At 66.6% G+C, this 19399-nt stretch carries 12 protein-coding genes; 3 read left to right on the plus strand and 9 right to left on the minus strand.

Annotation, left to right across the window (positions count from 1 at the left end):
- The first annotated feature begins 1 nt into the window (after position 1).
- Together FHT38_RS17460 and FHT38_RS17465 are read left to right on the plus strand one after the other, a co-directional pair.
- A complete protein-coding gene (locus FHT38_RS17460) occupies positions 2–1456 on the plus strand; it encodes a DUF2325 domain-containing protein (RefSeq protein ID WP_255488842.1) in 1455 nt (484 codons plus the stop codon).
- 164 nt (positions 1457–1620) lie between these two features.
- Entirely contained in the window at positions 1621–5202 is a 3582-nt protein-coding gene (locus FHT38_RS17465; protein WP_183492695.1) for a hypothetical protein, read from the plus strand.
- An 18-nt stretch (positions 5203–5220) separates the two neighbouring features.
- Here FHT38_RS17465 and FHT38_RS17470 read toward each other — a convergent pair whose 3' ends face one another.
- Both FHT38_RS17470 and FHT38_RS17475 read right to left on the minus strand, forming a co-directional pair.
- Entirely contained in the window at positions 5221–6117 is an 897-nt protein-coding gene (locus FHT38_RS17470; protein WP_183492696.1) for a hypothetical protein, read from the minus strand.
- A gap of 96 nt (positions 6118–6213) precedes the next feature.
- Positions 6214–7095, minus strand: coding sequence for a LysR family transcriptional regulator (locus tag FHT38_RS17475; protein WP_183492697.1), 882 nt, complete (start codon positions 7093–7095; stop codon positions 6214–6216).
- 124 nt (positions 7096–7219) lie between these two features.
- Between FHT38_RS17475 and FHT38_RS17480 the strand changes: the two genes are divergently transcribed.
- Positions 7220–7996 (plus strand): alpha/beta fold hydrolase, encoded by a 777-nt coding sequence (locus tag FHT38_RS17480; protein WP_183492698.1) that lies wholly within the window; start codon positions 7220–7222, stop codon positions 7994–7996.
- Positions 7997–8512: 516 nt separating this feature from the next.
- On the opposite strand, the gene FHT38_RS17485 is transcribed toward FHT38_RS17480, so the two are convergent.
- The 7 genes from FHT38_RS17485 to FHT38_RS17515 all read right to left on the minus strand — a co-directional run bounded on the left by FHT38_RS17485 (position 8513) and on the right by FHT38_RS17515 (position 19333).
- The gene (locus FHT38_RS17485; protein ID WP_183492699.1) at positions 8513–11626 is read right to left on the minus strand and encodes a class I SAM-dependent DNA methyltransferase; all 3114 of its coding nucleotides are present in this window, start codon (positions 11624–11626) and stop codon (positions 8513–8515) included.
- A gap of 415 nt (positions 11627–12041) precedes the next feature.
- The gene (locus FHT38_RS17490) at positions 12042–12359 is read right to left on the minus strand and encodes a protease inhibitor I42 family protein (RefSeq protein WP_183492700.1); all 318 of its coding nucleotides are present in this window, start codon (positions 12357–12359) and stop codon (positions 12042–12044) included.
- Positions 12360–12486: 127 nt separating this feature from the next.
- On the minus strand, positions 12487–13695 hold the full coding sequence (locus FHT38_RS17495) for a C2 family cysteine protease (RefSeq protein ID WP_183492701.1): 1209 nt from the start codon (positions 13693–13695) through the stop codon (positions 12487–12489).
- A gap of 250 nt (positions 13696–13945) precedes the next feature.
- Positions 13946–14254 (minus strand): hypothetical protein, encoded by a 309-nt coding sequence (locus tag FHT38_RS17500; RefSeq protein ID WP_183492702.1) that lies wholly within the window; start codon positions 14252–14254, stop codon positions 13946–13948.
- A gap of 54 nt (positions 14255–14308) precedes the next feature.
- Positions 14309–15115, minus strand: a complete 807-nt coding sequence (locus FHT38_RS17505; RefSeq protein WP_147239954.1) for an oxidoreductase — start codon at positions 15113–15115, stop codon at positions 14309–14311.
- Positions 15108–18221, minus strand: a complete 3114-nt coding sequence (locus FHT38_RS17510; protein WP_183492703.1) for an efflux RND transporter permease subunit — start codon at positions 18219–18221, stop codon at positions 15108–15110. The genes FHT38_RS17505 and FHT38_RS17510 overlap by 8 nt, the downstream gene beginning before the upstream one ends.
- The gene (locus FHT38_RS17515; protein WP_183492704.1) at positions 18218–19333 is read right to left on the minus strand and encodes an efflux RND transporter periplasmic adaptor subunit; all 1116 of its coding nucleotides are present in this window, start codon (positions 19331–19333) and stop codon (positions 18218–18220) included. The genes FHT38_RS17510 and FHT38_RS17515 overlap by 4 nt, the downstream gene beginning before the upstream one ends.
- Between the last annotated feature and the right edge of the window lie 66 nt (positions 19334–19399).

Consider the following 19399-nt stretch of genomic DNA (forward strand, 5'->3'; position numbering starts at 1 on the left):
CATGTGCGACAAGTCCACTTCCCCTTCGTTGTTGAGCCTGCTGGCCCGCGCCGACGCCGGCCTCGGCGGGGCGCCGGGCGACGCCCCGTTGCCGATGGCGACCCGCGGCCCGGTGACTGGCGCCGGCGTCTTCATGCAGGAAGGCGAGGCCGTGCCCGCCGCGGTGGCGGGGCTTCCGCTCGCGCAGGCGCTGGCACGCGGCGAGGCTCCCGCGTCGACCGCGGCGCCGAATGCCGAGGACACGCCGGTGCCGCGCGGCTCGCGCCGTCGACGCCTGTGGGAACTGCCGTCGCAGGCCCTGTGCCCGGTGATCGGCGTGTGCCTGCCGATGCCGGTGCTGCGCCGCAAGCTGGGCAAGCTGCTCGGCGGTCAGGCCCTGAGCAACGACTACGAGATGCACTGCGGCGCGATCAACGAGTGCGCGCGGCGCGGGCCGGTGTCGGAGATGCTGCAGAAGGAGCTGGACCAGCGCTTCGCGATCGCGCTGCGGCAGTCGTCGCAGCACAAGACCGCGGAGGCGCTGACGCGCTGGTGGCATGCCGCGCAGCAGGGCAACGATGTCGGTGGCGCGCTGTGGGGTGCGCTGACGCATGCGCGCTGCGACGCCGCGCTGCAGGAGCAGATCCTGCGCGACATCCACATGCTCCAGCACCAGGTCGGTGCCGCGAATCGCGCGGACCTGCAGCGGCTCGACGAACTGCAGGACGAGCACGCGGTCCTCACGCGCGAGCTGGCGCAGGCCCAGTCCCGCAGCACGCGCCTGCTGGCCGAGCGGGCACGCGAGCTCGAAGCCTCGCAGGCCGAATGCCTGCGCCTGCGCGGCGAGCTGATGGCGCGCGACACCCTGGCAGCGGGGCTGCGCGAGGAGCTGCAGCAGCTCGAGGACAGCATCCCGGGACTGCGGCATCGGCACGAACAGGCCAAGCACCTGCAGACGCAGCAGGAGCGCATCCATCAGCTGGAGCGAGCGCTGCTGACCGCCCGCCAGCAGGCCGAGCGCGAACAACGGCGCGCGGACGAGCTGCAGCAGGCGCTCGCGCTGGCGGAGCGGCAGTTCCAGCACCCGATCCAGGAAGCGCACGACGCCTCGACGTCGATGCTGCCGTCGCTGGATGAGCGCTCGGTGCTGTGCGTCGGCGGACGGCCCGCGGTGGTGCCGATCTACCGCCAATTGATCGAGCGCACCGGCGGCCGTTTCCTGCATCACGACGGCGGAGAGGAGGACGCGGTGTCCAAGCTCGACGCGAGCCTCGCGGCCGCGGACCTGGTGATCTGCCAGACCGGCTGCATCAGCCACGACGCGTACTGGCGCGTGAAGGACCATTGCAAGCGGCACAACAAGCAATGCGTCTTCGTGGACAAGCCGAGCGCGAGCGGTCTGCGCCGAGCGCTCGGCTCACTGGGTCAGGCTGACGCCGCGGAAGCGACGGTCACTCAGTCGGGTCCTCAAGACTGAGTCCAGCCTGAGCCATGTAGCCGCCCGACGGCCCGCTGCCCCAACCTCCCGCCAGCGCTCCGCGGCAGGATGAATCAGCCCACTTCGCAATAGGCGCCTCGCCTTCGCTGCCGCTCGGCGTCAAGCAGGCAAGCCGCCTACTGTTGCTCCGTCAAGGAGCACCCATGCCTGAATGGCTCAACGCGCGCCCGCTGAGCGCCACCCTCGTCGTGCCGGGCACCGAGCGCACGCGGGAACACCCCGAGCAGCCCGCGGCCCCGAAGCTGCTGGGCGATGCCGACCATCCCCTGCGCTCACGCGCGCAGCGCGAGCCCGATCAGGCCGAGGTGCTGAAGGTGTCAGGACGGGCCATGGCCGATGCGCCGTCGAACATGGACCGGCCAGGCAGCTCGAAGTTGCGTCGTCGCGTGGCCGCTCATTCGCCGGCGGGGCTGATCCCTTCGGCCTTTCCGGCGCCGATGTCCAGCTTTCTCACCGGCGAGAAGAACGGCACCCCGGTGCCGCTGGGGGCGCATCAGTCGAGTGGTGGCATGCACCCGGTCCACCACAGCCGCGCGGCGGAGGTGGTGCGCGCGCCGGTCGACCCCGGTTTCAGCGAACGGGTGGATGCCGCGAAGAACGCCTTCGATGCCGCAGCGCGCGAGCACCGGGCCGCACCGGGAGGAGACACACACCACACGCTGCGCGCGGCGGCCGCCGATCTCGATGCGGTGCTGTCCTCGGCGCAGCTGCGCAATCTGGGAGCGGCAGCCCGCATGCACACGGCGACGCGAGTGCGGCTGGACTTCGCCGTCGGCGAGCTCGATCGCATCGACCAACAGCTCGGTGCGGCCGGGCCTGGGCACCGACCGACGCTCGAGGAGGTGAAACGTCAGCGGCCGCCGATGCAGGCGGCGGTCGAAGGCGCGCAGCAGATCCAGGAGTATCACGACGCGGCACTGAATGCGGCCGAACATCGCCTGGTGGCGTTGATGCAGGCGCATCCGCCTGGCTTCATGGCCACCGAGCCCACCCCCGCGCTCACCGCCCAGCTGAGGGCGCTGGCGCATCGGTTGCCCAATCAGCCGCTGAAGGAGGCGATGTCGCGGTCGTCGATGGTCGAGGCCACGTCCCGCATGCTGGCGCATGTGACGGGCGGCGACGCCGCGCGCGGTGCCGACGCGCTGCGGGCATTGATGGGCGCGCCCACCTTGAGCTGGATGGCGACCGCCGGGAACGATGGGGCTGCGCAGGCCGAGGCCGACGTGCAGGCGCTGTTCCGCCAGATGAGCGGCGTGCACCGCGGCACCGAGGTCCTGATGCTCGCGGCGCGCGACCAGGCCACGATCGCGGAGGTGGCGCCGCAGTCGCTCGATGTGCGAGCCTTCTGGCGCGCCGATCTTGCACAGCGCCAGGAATCCTCGGAACCCGTGCGAGCGTGGCTCGAAGGCGCCAAACGCGCGGCCATGGCCAGCGCCGAATCGGGCGCGGACGCGTTGATCAGCCAGCGCGATCTGGCGGCACTGCGCGCGGTGCGCATGGGCTTCGTCTCCAATGCATCGGACTCGCACTACGGCCGCGTCAACAAGCGCTTGACCAAGATGGTCACGCAATGGATCGACCGGGCGCAGGCGCCCGAGGCTGGAATGGCGAGCCGGGTCCAGCAGATGCTCGGCCTGGGCGGCGCGTCCGCGGCGGACCTCGAGCGGGGTACCACGCGCCAGCGACAGGAGCTGGACCCGCCCACCCTGAATCCGCTGGGCAAGAAGACGCCGCTGCGTGCCGGCGTGCTGGAGCGGCTCGACACGGTGGGGGCTTCCGTCGGCGTGCGCACGCCGTCGGTGCAGGTGCGCGAGCACCTGGTCGCCGCCGCCCATGCGCTGGAGCAGGCCGGTGGCCAGCTCATCGACCAGGCCTTCGCACGGCGAGAGGCCCCGTCGCCCGAGATCGCCCTCGGCCGCGCGCTCGGTGCCTTCATGCGGGCGCACCCCGATCTGCCTCCGACGCACACGCCGACCGGCGCCGAGATGGCATCGATCCGGGCGCAGGCTCGCGAGGCCCTGCAGGGCGCGCCGGTGCCCGTGCCCCCCGCCGGGTCGCTGCTCGCCATGGCGATGCGCGCGGCCTCCATGCTGCAGGCCGTCTCGGCCCGATCCCCGCAGCCCGCGACGCAGGACGAGGCGCAGACGGCCGCGTTGGTGGCCCGGGCGAATGAAGGCCTGTCGGCGGCCCATCGCTTGCTGTCTCCGGCGACCGATGCTCGACAGCGCTTCGTCGACGATCTGTGCGCCAAGCTCGACAGCTGGGACCTGCGCACCCGGCTGCGCGCCAGCGACGGTGGCGTCATCGGAGCGGGCTTGCTGTCGAACATGTCGATCTCAACGCCGGCGGCGGGCCATCCGCTGATCACGCCCGTGGCGAGCGCCCAGGTCAAGCGCGAAGCCTTCATCGACATCTTCCATCCCATGCAGGGCCTGCAGATCACCGCCGGCTCGATCCGGCAGACCGGGGGCGAGGTGGGGCTGAGCGCGGGCCCGACCTTCAAGCTCGCCGAGGACGTGCTGGGCTTGCGCCTCTCCGGTGGCCTGAAGGGCGGCTACAACAGCACGCAGGTCGATGGCGCCATCATGCGCATCCGTCGCGAGCCAGGGCGGCTGCCCGAGATGATCGAGCACCTGAAGAACGTGGTGCGCGACCTCGCCCAATGGGACACGCTGCGGGACGAACGCGGACAGCCCTTCGACGACGCGGTCGCCGCCCTGCTGGCGCGCAACGGGAAGCTGATCATTTCCGACATGACGCAGGACACCTCGAGCAGCGTGCTGGAGTTGTCGGCGTCCGCCGGCCTCAGCGTGGGTGACCCGCGCCCGGGCCGCCGCAATGCCACCTTCGGGCCGAATGCCTCGGTGCAGCTGTCGACCGAGCGGCAGCAGCAGCTCTATGCGGACCATTCGGGCAACGTGCGCGTGCTCAATGAACAGGTGTCGATCGCGAATCACAAGTTCCGCGCCACGGCCAGCCTCACGGCCAACGTGGGCGACCCGAACAACTATCCGCGTCCGCCGCATCCCGCGCATTCAGCACCAGCGCCGGCATCAACGCCGGCGCCAGCGCCGTCTCCCTCGGCGGCGCCGCCGGAATCCACCGGGATCACCGGCGTGAAGGGGCCGATGCTCCTTTCCGGCACCCGCGAATTCGGCCAGTCCTATGAGAAGGTGTCGGTGACGGTGCTCGACTTCGCCGGCACCATCGATGCGGACCACGACCGCTTCTACAACTCACCGCAGCCCTTGATGGCCGAGGTCGAGCTCAATCGCGAGCAGTGGATCCAGCGCTACCTGGAAACGCTGAGCGGCTGGACCGAGGAGCAGAAGCAGACCCAGGGTCGGGACCTCGCCCACCGCGACCTCGACCGCTTCCTCGAGCAGGCCCAGGCGCTGCAGACCAGCAACTTCGCGCACTACAACATCCACGACACGATGATGCCGCAGGCCTCGGGGCACTTCGAGACGCTGTACATGCTCAAGGACGTCGCCAGCGTGACCGGCAACGACGCGATGGCCCAGTCGGTGAAGGCCGACCGCGATCAGCTGCTGAACGAGCCGTCCACGTGGCGGCGCTCGACGATGAACCTCTTCGAGCGCGGCAGGTCTTCGGCCGTCGACGGGATCAACGTCGTCATCAAGGTAGGACGCACGCAGGGGGCGGACGCGCAATTGCAGATCGCCGAATACCCGTCGCGCAATCCCGCGCCGCCGCCGGCTTGAGCCGGAGCGAATCCCGCGCTACTGAATCTGCGCCGTGCCGCCGGGACTGGCGGCGGGACTGGCGGCGGCATCGCGCCTGCGCTGCCGCGCGCGCTTGATGGCCATCACGGCGGCACCCGCGGCAAAGCACAAGCTCCAGAGGATGAAGGTCAGCCCCAGCGACATCGCTGCCTGGCGCACGCCTTGAATGACCGAAAGGCTTGCCCATCTCAGCGCCTGGTCCTCGTGCGCGAAGCCGTACCAGCCTGCAACGCCGCACACCAAGCCGACGAACGCCAGCCCGCCAGCAAGACGCAGCATCGGAGCCGACCGCACATAGAGCCGCTGGTTGAGCTGTTCGTTGCCGATCTTCTCGCCCAGCGCGCTCCGTCTCAGGATTTCGAGCGTGTCGGGCTCAATGATGTGCACGAGCGTGTGGGCCAGGATCATGGTCGACAGTTGCGGCATGTTCGTCAGGCCGGGGTCCACCCGGATCACGCGCCCGCTGGCGGTGTGCAGCCGAAACCATCCGCGCGGCTGGGAGGTGTGATCCACCTTGACGATCTGCGTCCAGGCGGCGGATCGCCACCAGCCGAGGATGCCGCGCTGGCGCACACCCAGTTCGTTGGCGGTGACCTTGGTGATGAGGTACAGCCAGATGAGCAGCACCGCCAGTGCCGCCAGTGCGCCAAACAACGCCTCCCCCTCGCCCAGCCCCGTCGGCGACGACCGATGCAAGGACCAGAGGATGCCGCCGAAGAACATGGTCCACGCGCCGCCGAGGAATCCATAAAGCGGGCTGGCGCGGCACTCCACCGCCGTTCCACCTGTTTGCACCGGGGCACGGAGCTCCTGCCGCAACAGCCACGCTTGATGCGCGATGGTCAAAACGGCCGGCACCAGCAGACAGGCGATCAGGAAGAGGAGGAATTTCATGGCTGGCGCGGATCGTATCGCTCGCGGAGGCGCCGTGGATCCCGTGGCAATCCCGAGCCGGCCGGACGCTGGGCTACACAGGATGCGCTCTGCCGCTTATCCAAACGTGTCAGACGCGAAGTCCAGGAACGAGCGAAGCTTTGGCGTCATTCGGCGGTCGGGCGCGTAAAGGACGTGCAGCGGCCGCGGGATCGGTTGGTACTTCTTGAGGATCCTGGTCAGCAGACCGGATTGGATGTCCTCGGCCAGCAGTTCGGTGGGCTGCAGGATGACGCCGACGCCTGCCACTGCCGCGGCGCGAAGGGCCTCACCGCTGTCCGTCAGGAACTTGCCCGTGATGGGAACCCTGACCACGCCTTCAGGGCCTTCGAAGGACCACTGGGTTCGCAAGGAGGTGTGCGCGAACACCAGGCACTCGTGCCTGCGGAGGTCCTCCGGCGTCCGGGGATGGCCCCGCTTCTTCAGATATGCGGGCGAAGCACACAAGACCAGTTGATGAGGCGCCAGGCGCTTGGCCATCAATCCACTGTCGGGCAGATCGCCGGTCCGAAAAGCGACGTCGAAGCCCTCATCCACGAGATCCACGGTTCGATTCGTGAGGCTGAGTTCCACCGACACGTCCGGAAATCGGCTCATGAACTCCGCCAGTCGAGGCGCCAGCGCCCTGCTTCCAAAGGTGATGGGCGCACTGATGCGCAGACGTCCGCTGGGAAGCGCTCTGGACTCGTCGATCTGCGCTTGTGCCGCTTCCATTTCGGCCAGGATGTTCTTTGCCCGCTCATAGAAAAGTCGTCCGCCATCGGTCAGGCTTTGTCGCCGGGTGGTGCGGTTCAGCAGCTTGATGCCCAAGCTGCTCTCCAGCGCCCGCACCTGCCGGCCAGCCAACTGAGATGACAGGTCGAGCTCGGCCGCCGCCGCGGACATGGAGCCGAGCTCCACGGTCCTGACGAAGACCTGCATGGCACCCAGTCGATCCATTTGAAACGCTCCGGACTATGTGATGAGTCACGGACGCCATTTAATCATTGACGGCTCATATCTAGAGTTGCGTCCATCGATCGATGCCAGCCCCCATTTCATCCAGTTCACCGAAGGAAAACTCATGTCCGTGGTCAAGACCGCCATCCTCGCAACCGCCCTTGGCGCGTCCGCGCTCGCATCCACTGCCGCTACGACGGCACAGGCCGGGGCGGTCAAGCCTACCGTCGTGCTCGTTCATGGCGCGTTCTCGGATGGCTCCACCTGGAGCCAGGTCATCCCGCTCCTCCAGGCAAAGGGCCTGAAAGTGGTGACCGCCCAGAATCCCCTGACTTCGCTGGCGGACGATGTGGCCGCCACGCGCCGCGTCCTCAACAGGGAATCGGGTCCGGTGGTCCTGGTGGGTTGGTCCTACGGAGGCGTCGTCATCACCGAGGCGGGACAACAGGAGAACGTGAAGGCGCTGGTCTATGTCGCGGCCTATGCCCCGTCCGAGAACCAGTCGATTGCCGACCTGAACAAGGACTACCCCACGCCGCCTGGCCTCACCACGCTCGTCGCGGACAAGGATGGCTTCCTTGCCCTCACGCCGGAGGGCGTCTCCAAGTACCTGGCCCAGGACCTCCCCGAGGAGCGCACCAGGGTCATCGCCGCCACGCAGCATCTCACCCAAGGGAAGAACTTCGAAACCAAGGTGTCCGTCGCGGCCTGGAAGACGAAGCCCTCCTGGTACGTCATCAGCGAGCAGGACCACATGCTCCAGCCCGATCTTCAGCGCGCCCTGGCCAAGAAGATTCAAGCGACCGTGGTGACGCTGCCGACCAGCCATGCGCCGCATCTTTCGCGTCCGGCTGACGTGGCGGCGGCGATCCTCGCTGCGACGGCCGCCGTTTCGCGTTGACGAGTCGGGCTGCGCGGCGGGTCGGTGGGTAGCGATGCAGCACAGGGCCGAAGAGGCGCTGGCGCAATCGCGCAGCACGCCACCTGCTTGAACCGAGGCTCGGAGTTCACGTCGCAACATCCGCACTTGGTGCGCAAAGGTCAGGACCGCCGGCGCCAGCAGGCAGGCGGTCAGGAAGAGGATCACTTTCATGGCTGGCGCGGATCGCATCGCTCGCGGAGGCGAACAAGCGATGCGGAGTCGGAGACAGGGGCAGCCCTGTGGACTCCCTGCCGCGATCCTGAGCCAGCTGGAGGCTGAGCTTCACGGGATGAGCTCTTGCGCCAGAGCGCAGCAGCATCGCATCGCCCCGCCCCGCCCCGAACAGCTGGCGACGAGCAGGCGACCATCGTGTGCTGTCAAACGACGGCTTTCTGGGGAGCCAATGAGCTGCGCGTCGGGGCCATGAGCGGTCACAGACCAAAGGCTGCTTCGCGGCGATGGCTTGGCCCAAGCAGTCAAACGGTCCGGGGACACTCAGGCCGTTCGCTTCACCTTCTTCGTTCCCGTGCTGCGTTGACGCTTAACCGCCGGAGCGCGATGACCAGCCACTAGCCCGAGAAGCGGAAGCTCCTGCTGTTTTCCTGGCTGCGTCTCGGCGCGCTCCAGATTCAGCGCCAGCAACCGCCTAAGGACCTCATCGTCCACCATCTGCGGGGTGTAGTCCTGCCATCCATAGGCAGCGGCGACCGCGCAGTCCAAAGCCTCATGCGCACGGACCAGCCAAACCGGTCGGAGGTTGTACAGATTCGTCAGGGTTCGCTTTGCGACTTCCTTCTCAAAGCCAGGAATCGGGACGATCCGATCCGGGTACGGGGAACGACTCATTCCGAGAGGCACGACCTCGGGTACGCGCAGGCACCATTCGACTGGATTCAGCCACGCCTCTCTGAGTTCAAGCAACCGTGCCGCCGCCACTGCAATCGCGTTTGCCCGTTCTTTAACATCCGGCTCCAAACCTGCAGGAATGCGAATCCCATTGTTCTCTATCGTCTGCAAACTGGATGTGGCAGCCGGTGTCATCCCGTATGGAAATGGGTAAGCCTCGAAGCATGTCGTGGGCGTATACCGCGGTCGATCTTCTAGAGACGTCCCGGCGCGAAGTGACCACAGTTCATGAAAACGACTGTGAAGAACGCCAAAGGTCGCGTCATCGGCTCGTGTGACTGCGACAACAGCGGAGTCGGGCAGCGATATCGAGCTGCGCCATGACCAGATGCGGAATTTAGCGACGCGAGGCGTTACGGCATATCGATCGATTCGTGCAAGTTCGCGGCGAAGGCCAGGCACGGTCTCACCATGAAGCCACCACCAGCGAGCTCGCGACTGTCGTCGCTGCTTAAGCCGAAACGGGCGGACGTACTCTCTCACATGTGCAAACGGGGCCTCAAACAACGAAGCATCCGTCTCCGACATCGCCATCCCGAAGTCGACAATCCAGACATCCGTCGGACGTCTAGTCAGATCCAAGCCGTTTACTAACGGCCGAAGCACCTGCGCATTGCTCTTTCCGTTTGGATTTGGAAGTCGTAGCCACATCCGCGCGACATGTCCAGGGACATCAAATTGCCCGACTTTCACGGGCCCCTGAAATGAGGCCACGCGCGAACTAGATTGAACACGGCTGCCATGAAGACTTGCTTCGCCAGAACTGAGACTGGGGTCAATCCTCTGCACGATGAGACCATTGAGTCGACGTTCGGTCGTCGAATGGCCAACGGCGATGATCGATACTCGGACGGCTGCCCCCTCATTGACCCAAGGCTCGTCGCTCCAAGCTTCGAAGATCGGAGCTGACTCGACAAGTCGATCTAGGACTACTCGATTTTTTCCACCTCGGATCGAGTTAGTGGCAACGAGCCCGGCGTATTCCAGTTCCCCGGCATTGAACCGCGCTCTCGCCTTCTCGAACCAATAGCAAACCAGATCGGCGCCACCCGGTACGCGCCCCTTGAACACAGTACGCAAGGTATCGGTATAGGTGTCGCCGAGCTCCGTTCTCATCTTCTTGTCACCGACGAAGGGGGGATTGCCTATGACGACGTCAGACTGTGGCCAAGGAGCCTCGCAGCCGTCGGCGCCCAGAAGAGCATCCCGACACTCAATTTGATTGAGCGGCTTAAGGACGGGCCGTTCATCAGGAGTTAGGCCGTTATCCCTCATCCATTGCAACTCACCGATCCAGACCGTGGCCCTGGCCAATTCCGCAGCGAATTCGTTCTTCTCGATGCCTAAGACGTTCTGAGGTCCGGTTTGAAAATGCAACTGCCGTTCAAGTCCTACTCTCTCAGCATCGAGATTCGCTTGGAGTTCTATATCCTTCAGCGCCCGCAATGCCATGTAAAGGAAATTGCCACTGCCACACGCCGGGTCAAGGGCGCGATAGTTCTTCAGTCGCTCCAAAAAGGCAGCGAACAATGTCTGAGCCTTATTCGCCGCGCGACTTGCCTGTGACCGCAGGGCAGCGTATCGCGGATGCAGGTCCGGATTCTTGCTAGGTACGCCACGGGCCCGTACGTTCATGTAGTCGCGAGAGCTCAACAGGCCGGAGATCTCGTCTCTTACAGCGGTCCATTCAGCAAGCAACGGCTTTCGCAGCACAGGGTCTATCAGTTTCTCGATCATGAGCGGGTCCGTGAAGTGGGCGCCGACAAGATTGGATTTCGACGGGTCGAACCCGCGCTCAAAGAGCGTTCCGAGAATGGTTGGGTCAATCGCCCGCCAGTCAGCTTCGGCCGCCTCGCCGAGGGTTTGAATCTCTGCAAGCGTCAGTGCCGGCACGTCGACTTGGGCGAATAGGCCGCCATTGAACCAAGCGATCTCGTCGGCACCAAAGTCGCCGCCGGTACGCATCTGCGTGAACAACTCGGCGAGCCTCCTACGTAGGCGATCAGGGTCTTGCTGCCGTTGCACTACATGCCGGAACTCATTGTTTTTCAGCAGCTTGGCGTCCTCGGCGAAGCAACAAAACACACACTGCGTCAGGAAGTGAGCGACCTTGAAGGAGTCTTCGCCTCGGTCCCGCAGGCCGCCGGCCACCTGAGCAAATCGAGCAGCCAGATCAGTGGTTAGTTGCCTAGAACTGCGCTCTGGCCGGAACTGCTCGGGGTTAGTGAATACTTGGCGAAGCTTGGCCGCGACCCTCGGCTCCAACAGTTCCTCGTGTCGAATCTCATGGCTGATGCTTGGCCAGCCGGTGAAGTGGGTGTGGATCTCGATGCGCCGGCGATCACTCACCACCAGCAGCGGTGGGTTCTCCAGGGGCAGCGCGTACTGCATCAACTGCTGCAACGCCTGTCGCAGATCCTCGCCGGGACGCTTGTATTCCCAGGCGAAGAATCCTCGCTTCCAAACGTCGGCATAGAGCTGGCGCCCTGCCACGCCCTGGAATCCCTGTTCGAAGCGGTAGCCATCGTCTTCGTCATCCGTTGGCGATGGAACACCCAGCAACGAACAGAGGTCAATGAAATGGGATTGCGCGCCGGCCCGCTCATTGAGCTTGTCGGCCTTCGTGCCCGGGCCCCATTTCCGTACAAATTCTGCGGGCGTCATCGTTGGCGTGACGCGCTCTACGGCTTGAACCCTCACCATGGACCCTCCCAGGGCTGCAGCGGGATTGGGATAGTCCTTGGCAATCGCAAGGCTTAGCAAGGCCGAGTGTTGCTTATGCGCAAAGCTTTACTGGCGTGCATCCTTCATCTTGAGGATGAAGGAGTGTTTAGGCGCCATCTGACCATTCCCCCGTTACCGATAACCAGCGAATTCCATGGCTGCAGTTTCGGTTTTGGTGAGATGGAATCGAAGGAGCATTGCCGTCGGATGGATACACGCGCGCGATCGATCGGCCGCTGCCTGTCGTCACTTGGCACCTAGCCTCCAAGCGGAAATTGCTCCGTCTTAGCCTGTGTTCGCAGTTAAATAACCGTTTTGCGATGGAAGTTTCGGCCAAGTGAGTGATCGGAATGTGGCGAGAGCGCCATTTCACCGAGAGAAGCCGCGGCCAGCGCTAAGCCGAAATCACCAGTCCGACTTCACATCGCTCCGTCACCGCCCCCTCCCCTTCCCATTCCCGCCAGTGCTTGAGCCTCAGCATCGTCGTGCCTGGTGCCATAGCCTTGATCGACCATTGCGACTCGCCGCCGCTGCCAACCGTCTCCGACGAATGGACATAGCGCTTTTCGCCGACCTCCACCAGACGGGAATCGGCATCGACGGTCCAGCCGTATCCCGTGCTCGGGTTCTCAGGCAGGCGCAGCAGGACCGAATGACCGACTCGCAGGTCGATGGTCTTGCCGTTGTCAGCCACGCTCAGCACTGGAGCCATCCTGGCGCCTTTCCGATGTCAACGCCGGTCGGAGAATCGGCGCGACGACAACGGCCTCCGCGCCTGGATGAAGCCAGGCGCGGAGGCCGTCACGGGACCCGCTTTTGGAGCCGTGCGCTCCGTGCGCTCAACTCGCCCAACCGAACTGCCAGTAGTACTTCTTGAAGGTGCCCGCGGGAATCGCGAAGACACCGCCGGCATTCAAGGGCACCGAGCGCCAGAAGCTCGTGTCATACGCCGACCAGTTGCCCGGGAGGCTGTTGATGACCGGGCTGTTGTGTCCCCACGGATTGCGAAGCACGATGTACTTCGTGTTGTTGACGTAGGCCCAGCCCAGGATCGTGTAGGCGTGATAACCGACGATGCCCGTGCCGCTGTATTCCACCGGCGATGGCGTCTGGCAGAAGGTCCAGGCGGTCATCGGATTGAAGGTGCGATACGACAGGCAGTTGGACCGCACCGCCGTCCAGATGTCGTCCTCGCTGAGCGCCGAGCAGGTCTTGGTGACGCCCGTCAGATTGGTCAACTCCGTCGTCGCCTGCACCGGCCAGCCGCCGGCAATCGGCCCGTAGTTCGGCTCGTCGGTCGCGTCATTGGTCTTCCACTTCGCGAAGGCCTTCTCGTAGACCGCCGGCCAGATCTCGCCGGCTTCGGACGAGCGCGCATAGATCCAGGCATTCGTGCTCGTCACGAGCGGCACGCGCTCCGACACCTCCATCGTCTTCAGGCCGCCGGAATAGAAGTCGATGCGATCGACGAAGCTCGCCGCCGCGGCGCCGGTGGCGCGCGAGCGCTGCATGATCACGTAGGGACGCGACCACGCCACCGCCGACAGCGCGGCGATGAAGTAGCAATCGCCCAGCGCGCCCTGGACGGGGTCGAAGTACTCGGCGGCCTCTTCGAAGAAGTCGCCGGGATCGGCCCAGACCGCGCCTGGCGGCGTGTATCCGGGCGCCGTGACGCCCTTGGCCGCGGTGGCCGACGGCGCGCTGCCCTTGTCCCCGCCGGCCAACGCGCCGACGACACGTTGCAGGGCGTCCGGAGACAGCTTCGACAGCACCGCCTCCATCGGGCTGCCCTTGGCCATCGACCCCAGGGCCTTGGCCCGTTGGTCGGGCTTCATCTCCTGGATGCCGGCGAGCGATCCCTGAGAGTCGGCCAGGCCGCTCACGAGGAGGTTGCCGGGGACCGGCTTGCACAGCTCCTCGACCGACGCACCGAGCGTCTTCTTCACGAAGGCATCTCGATCCGTGACCGCACTCCAGCGCACGTTCCTGCCCAACGCGAGTTCAGCAACCGCGTAGGGATTCGCCAGGCCAACTTTCGGCTCATTCATTGAAGTCTCCCTGTTCATTGACGCACCAGAAGCAGCGTCGAAAGCGGCGGGCTTCGTGACCGGAGGATCCGGCCACGACTCGCCACTCGACTGCCAATCTAGGCGTCACCGGGAGGCCCCTCAACTTGACATCTAGGGGGCGGCGCCGCGCTCTGGGGCGCGCCATCCTCAACCTTGCTGATGTGAGGTCGGACAGACGGCGCGGAGGGAGATCACGCTGGCTCGTCGCCGATCGAGCGCACCTCGATCGTCAACGGGCGGTAGCGCTCGCGGCAGGCGCCGATGCGGCCAACGCCGCCGGCGACGATTCGCAAAGGGGTCGCGCGCCCGCAGGCGGTGTGGAGCTGATGTGGTAGTCCATCTCGCCTTCCGCGCGAGCGCGCACCATCTCGGCGACCACCGCCTCGCGGGTCAGCGGCGCGCCCGAGCGGATCTCCGCGCTGACGTTGCGACAGTTCTTGGCGACCTTGGAAGGCGCCAGCTCCGTCTTGGGTTGGGACATCGCCAGCAGGGGCGCAAGCGAGAGCAGCACGGCGGCTGAAGCAGTGACCAGGCGCATGGGAACCTCCTCATCAAGGAACGAAAAGACCGGACGCGCACGGCGTCCGGGGCATCAGGACAGTCCGAAGTTCTTTCGCAGTCCCGCATCGACGGGACCCGCCGGCATGAAGCGGCGCAGCCGCTTGAGCAACGTGGCCTCGCCCTTGGGCGTGGTCCGCATCCGCCACGGACCGAGCGCCGCGTCGACGATGGTCCGCGCCACGCCCTCGGGCTCCGGCGCCTTCCTGACGCTCTTCTCGATCGCGGCGACCACGAGCTTGCGCTCCGCGTCATAGGCAGAAATGGCCGAGGCCGCCTGCGGTGCGTTCAGGTCCAGGTTGGTCCGCGTGAACGACGGCTCGACCAGCGCGACGCGGATGCCGAAGGCGCGCAGCTCGTGGTCCATCGTCTCGGACAGGCCCTCGACGGCATGCTTGGACGCCGAGTACGCGCCCATGTACGGCGACGGCAGGAAGCCCACCACGGAGCTGACGTTCACGATCCTGCCCGCGCGGCGCTTGCGCATCGACGGCAGCACCGCCTGCGTGGTGCGAAGCACGCCGAACACGTTGGTGTCGAAGAGCGCCTGGGCCTCTTCCACCGAGGTCTCCTCGACCGCCCCGAGCAGCGTCACGCCGGCGCTGTTGACCAGCACGTCGATGCGCCCGGTCTGGTTCAGGACCGCCAGGATCCCCTCCTCCACCGACGCGCTGTCGCGGACGTCCATCTCCACCAGGGTCACGCCCGCGATGGGCGAGGCCTTGGCGACGTTGCGCACGGTGCCGAAGACCTTGCAGCCGCGCTTGGCGAAGAGTTCAGCGCTTGCGCGACCGATGCCCGACGACACGCCGGTGATCACGACAACTTGGGAATCAGACATGGGCGTCCTTTGCAGCGGGAAAGAGAGGAGACGTGGACTCGACCGTGGCATCGCCCGGCTTGAGCTTGAACCAGATGGCGTACATGGCGGGCAGGAAGACCAGCGTCATCGCGGTGCCCGCCAGGGTCCCGCCGATCAGCGTGTAGGCCAGCGTTCCCCAGAACACCGAATGGGTCAGCGGAATGAAGGCCAGGATGGCGGCCAGCGCCGTCAGGATCACCGGGCGGGCGCGCTGCACCGTGGCCTCGACCACCGCGTGGAAGGGCGTCAGGCCGGCCTGCTCGTTGTGATGGATCTGCCCGATCAGGATCAGCGTGTTGCGCATCAGGATGCCCGACAGCGCGATCAAGCCCACCAGCGCATTGATGCCGAACGGCTTCTGGAACAGCAGCAGCGTGGGCACGACGCCAATCAGGCCCAGCGGACTGGTGAGGAAGACCATCACCATCGCGGACAGCGAGCGCACCTGCAGCACGATGATGAGCAGCGTGAGCGCCACCATGATCGGGAACAGGGGCAGCATTGCCGTCGTCGCCTTGCCCGACTCCTCGATCGAGCCGGCCTGCTCGATGCGATAACCGCTGGGCAGCTTCGCGATCAGCGGCTGCAGCTGATGCGAAATGGCTGTCGACACGTCCGGTGGCTGCAAGCCTTCAGCGATGTCGCCCCGCACCGTGATAGTCGGCACGCGGTCGCGCCGGCGCATGACGGCCTCCTCGGAACGGACCTCGATCTCGCCCAGTTGGGACAGCGGGATGCGCTGCCCGTTCGCGCCGGTCAGCGTGAAGTCGCCGAGCTTGGCCGGGTCGAGCCGGAAATCGCCAGCGGCGCGAGCGATGACCTGCACGCTGCGGATGTCCTGCCGCACCACCGTGACCGGCACGCCGTTGAGCAGGAACTGCAGTTGCTGCGCCACCGCGCTGGAGCTGAGGCCGACGGCTTGCAGGCGGTCCTGCTGCAAGCTGAAATGCAGCGCCGGGACGCGCGAGTTCCAGTCCGTATTCACCGTGCGCATCAGCGGACTGGCATTCATCACCTGCTTCACTTCGGCGGCGATCCCGCGCAGCACCTCGGGGTCGGGACCGCTGACGCGGTACGCCACCGGATACGGCGAGTAGGGGCCGAAGACGAGTTGCGTCACGCGCAGTTGGGCCTCGGGCGCGAGGCCGTCGGCGATGGCCCGGCGCAGGCGCAGCTTCAACGCCTCGCGCTCGTCCTGGCTGTCCGTCCGGATGACGATCTTCGCGAACGAGGGATCGGGGAGCTCCGCGCCCATCGAGAAGTAGAAGCGCGGCGCGCCCTGGCCGATGTAGGACGTGACGATCTTGGCCTCGCCCTGCTTGGCCAGCCAGGCTTCGACCTTCGCGGCGGCGCCGCTGGTCTGGGCGATCGACGAGCCATAAGGCATCTGCACCTCGACCAGGACCTCCGGGCGGTCCGAGACCGGGAAGAACTGCTTCTTCACCGCGCCCATGCCCAGCACCGAAAGGACGAAGAGACCGACGACCGATCCGGCGACCAGCCACTTGCGCGCGATGACCCAGCCCAGCATGCGGCGGAAGCGCTGGTAGTTCGGCGTGCCGTAGAGCGCGTCATGCCCGCCCTCGACGCGCTTGAGCTCGGGCAGCATCTTCACGCCGAGGTAGGGCGTGAAGACCACCGCCACCACCCATGACGCGATCAGCGCGATGCCAACGATCCAGAACATGTTGCCGGTGTATTCGCCAGCCGAGGACCGCGCGAAGCCGTTGGGCATGAAGCCCACGGCGGTGACCAGCGTGCCCGAGAGCATCGGCGCCGCGGTGTGGCTCCAGGCGTAGGCGGAGGCCGCGACGCGGCTGTAGCCCTCCTCCATCTTCACCACCATGGTCTCGATGGCGATGATGGCGTCGTCCACCAGCAGGCCCAGCGCCAGGATCAGCGAGCCCAGCGTGATGCGGTCGAAGTTCTTGCCGGTGGCCAGCATCACGACGAAGACCACCGCCAGCGTCAGCGGCACCGCCGCGGCGACCACCAGGCCCACCCGCCAGCCCATGCTGACGAAGCACACCAGCATCACCACCATCAGCGCGGCGAAGAACTTGACCATGAACTCGTCGACCGAGGCGTCGATGTTGACGGCCTGGTCGGTCACCTTGCTCAGGGCCTGGCCCAGGGGCAGGCCGGCGTTGATCGCGCCGACCTCGTGGTCCAGCGCCTTGCCCAGGTCCAGTCCGTTCCATCCCTCGCGCATGACGACGCCCAGCAGCAGCGCGGGCTCGCCGCCGTTGCGGATCAGGAAGGTCGCGGGGTCCTCGTAGCTGCGCTTGACCGTGGCGATGTCGGACAGCTTCAGCGTGCGCCCCTGCGCCACCAGCGGCGTGTCGCGGATCTTCTGCAGCTCGTCGAAGGCGCCGTCCAGGCGGATGGACACCTGCGGCCCGCGCGTCTCCACCGAGCCGGACGGCGTCAGCGCGTTCTGGTTGTTGAGCGCGGCGAACACCTCCTGCGGCGAGAGGCCCAGGGTCGCGAGGCGCTCCTGCGAGAACTGCACCTCGATGCGTTCGGCCTGCTCGCCGACGATGTTGACCTTCTTGACGCCCGGCACGTGCAGCAGCCGCTGGCGCAGCGTCTCCGCGTCGCGCACCAGCAGGCGCGGCTCCTCGCCCTTGGCCTTGAGCGCGTACAGCGCGAAGGTGACGTCCGAGTACTCGTCATTGATGAAGGGGCCCATCACGCCGGGCGGCAGGTTGCGCGCCTCGTCGCCGATCTTCTTGCGGGCCTGATAGAACTCCTCCTGCACCGCGGAGGGCGGCGTGCTGTCCTGCAGCGTGAGCGTCGTGAAGGCCAGTCCCGGGCGGGTGTAGGTCTCGCTGCGGTCGTACCAGCGCAGCTCCTGCAGGCGCTTCTCGATCTTCTCGGTCACCTGGTCCTGCATCTCCTGCGCGGTCGCGCCGGGCCAGGCCGTGATGATGGTCATCACCTTGATCGTGAAGGAGGGATCCTCGGCGCGCCCCAGCTTGAAGAACGAGACCACGCCCGCCAGCGAGATCAACAGGATCAGGAACAGCGTGATGGCCCGTTCGCGCACGGCGAGGGCCGACAGGTTGAATCGGCCTTCGCTCACGGACGGGCTCCCGCTGTGGACGCCACCGCCGCGCCGGAGCCGACGCGGACCTGCTCGCCCTCGCGCAGCAGATGCGCGCCGAGCGTGACGATCCGGTCACCCTGCTTGATCTGGCCGCCGATGTGCGCGCCTTCCTCGTCCAGGCGCTGGACGGCGACCGGCCGCCAGGACACCTTGGCCGGCTCCCCCTGGACGACCCACACGCCCGGGCCCTTGCCGGCATCGAACAACGCGCCCAGCGGCACGTAGGCGCCGGCGGCCGGCGACGCCGCCCCTTCCGGGATCTGCACGGTGACCGTGGCGCCGAGCGGCGCGCTGGCGAGCTCGCCCTCCAGCACATAGCGGGCCTCGAAGGTGCGGGTCAACCGATCCGCCGCGTTCGAGTGCTGCCGCAGCTTGGCGGGCGATGCGTCGCCGCCGCGGCCGAAAAGCGTTGCCTGGGCGCTGGAGCCCAGGGCCGGGCGCAGCGTTTCAGGCAACTGCACGATCGCCTCGCGCCGCCCCGCGTGTGCCAGGCGCAGCACGGGCTGTCCCGCCGCGACGACCTGACCCGGTTCCGCCAGCGTCTCCATGACGACGCCGTCGCCATCGGCCAGCAGCACCGCATAGCGGCTGGCGTTGCGGGCGACATCGGCCTGGGCCTCGGCTGCGCTGAGCTGGGCCTGCGCGGCGTCGGCCGCCGCCTTGACCTGGTCATACGCGGACACGGAGATGGCGCCGGTGCCACGCAGATCGCGATAGCGCGCCTCGTCCTCGGAGGCCTGCCGCGCCCGCGCCCGCGCCGCCGCCACCGCCTCCTGCTGCGCATGGGCGGCCAGCTTCAGGTCCTCGGGATCGATGCGCATCAGCGCCTGGCCGCGCTTGACGGTCTGTCCGGCATCCACCAGCCGCTCCAGCACCTTGCCGGGAACGCGGAAACCCAGATCGCTCTGGACCCGCGCGCCGATGGTGCCGGTGAACGACCGGGTGGTGGGCGCCGCGGTCTGCACCGTGGCCACGCGCACCAGCGGCGCCTCGGTCCGGGGATCTGCGACGGGCTTCTCGCCACAGGCCGCGAGCAGGACCGGCAGGCTGAGAAGAAGCGTGGAAACGGGAAGGCGACGCCGGCGCATGAAAGCCCCAATGACGAGTGATCAGGCTTCCATTCTGGAACTAGTGACCAATTTAGTCAACGGTCA

Origin of the sequence: Mitsuaria sp. BK041 (genome assembly GCF_014193085.1) — a bacterium.
GTDB lineage: Bacteria > Pseudomonadota > Gammaproteobacteria > Burkholderiales > Burkholderiaceae_C > Roseateles.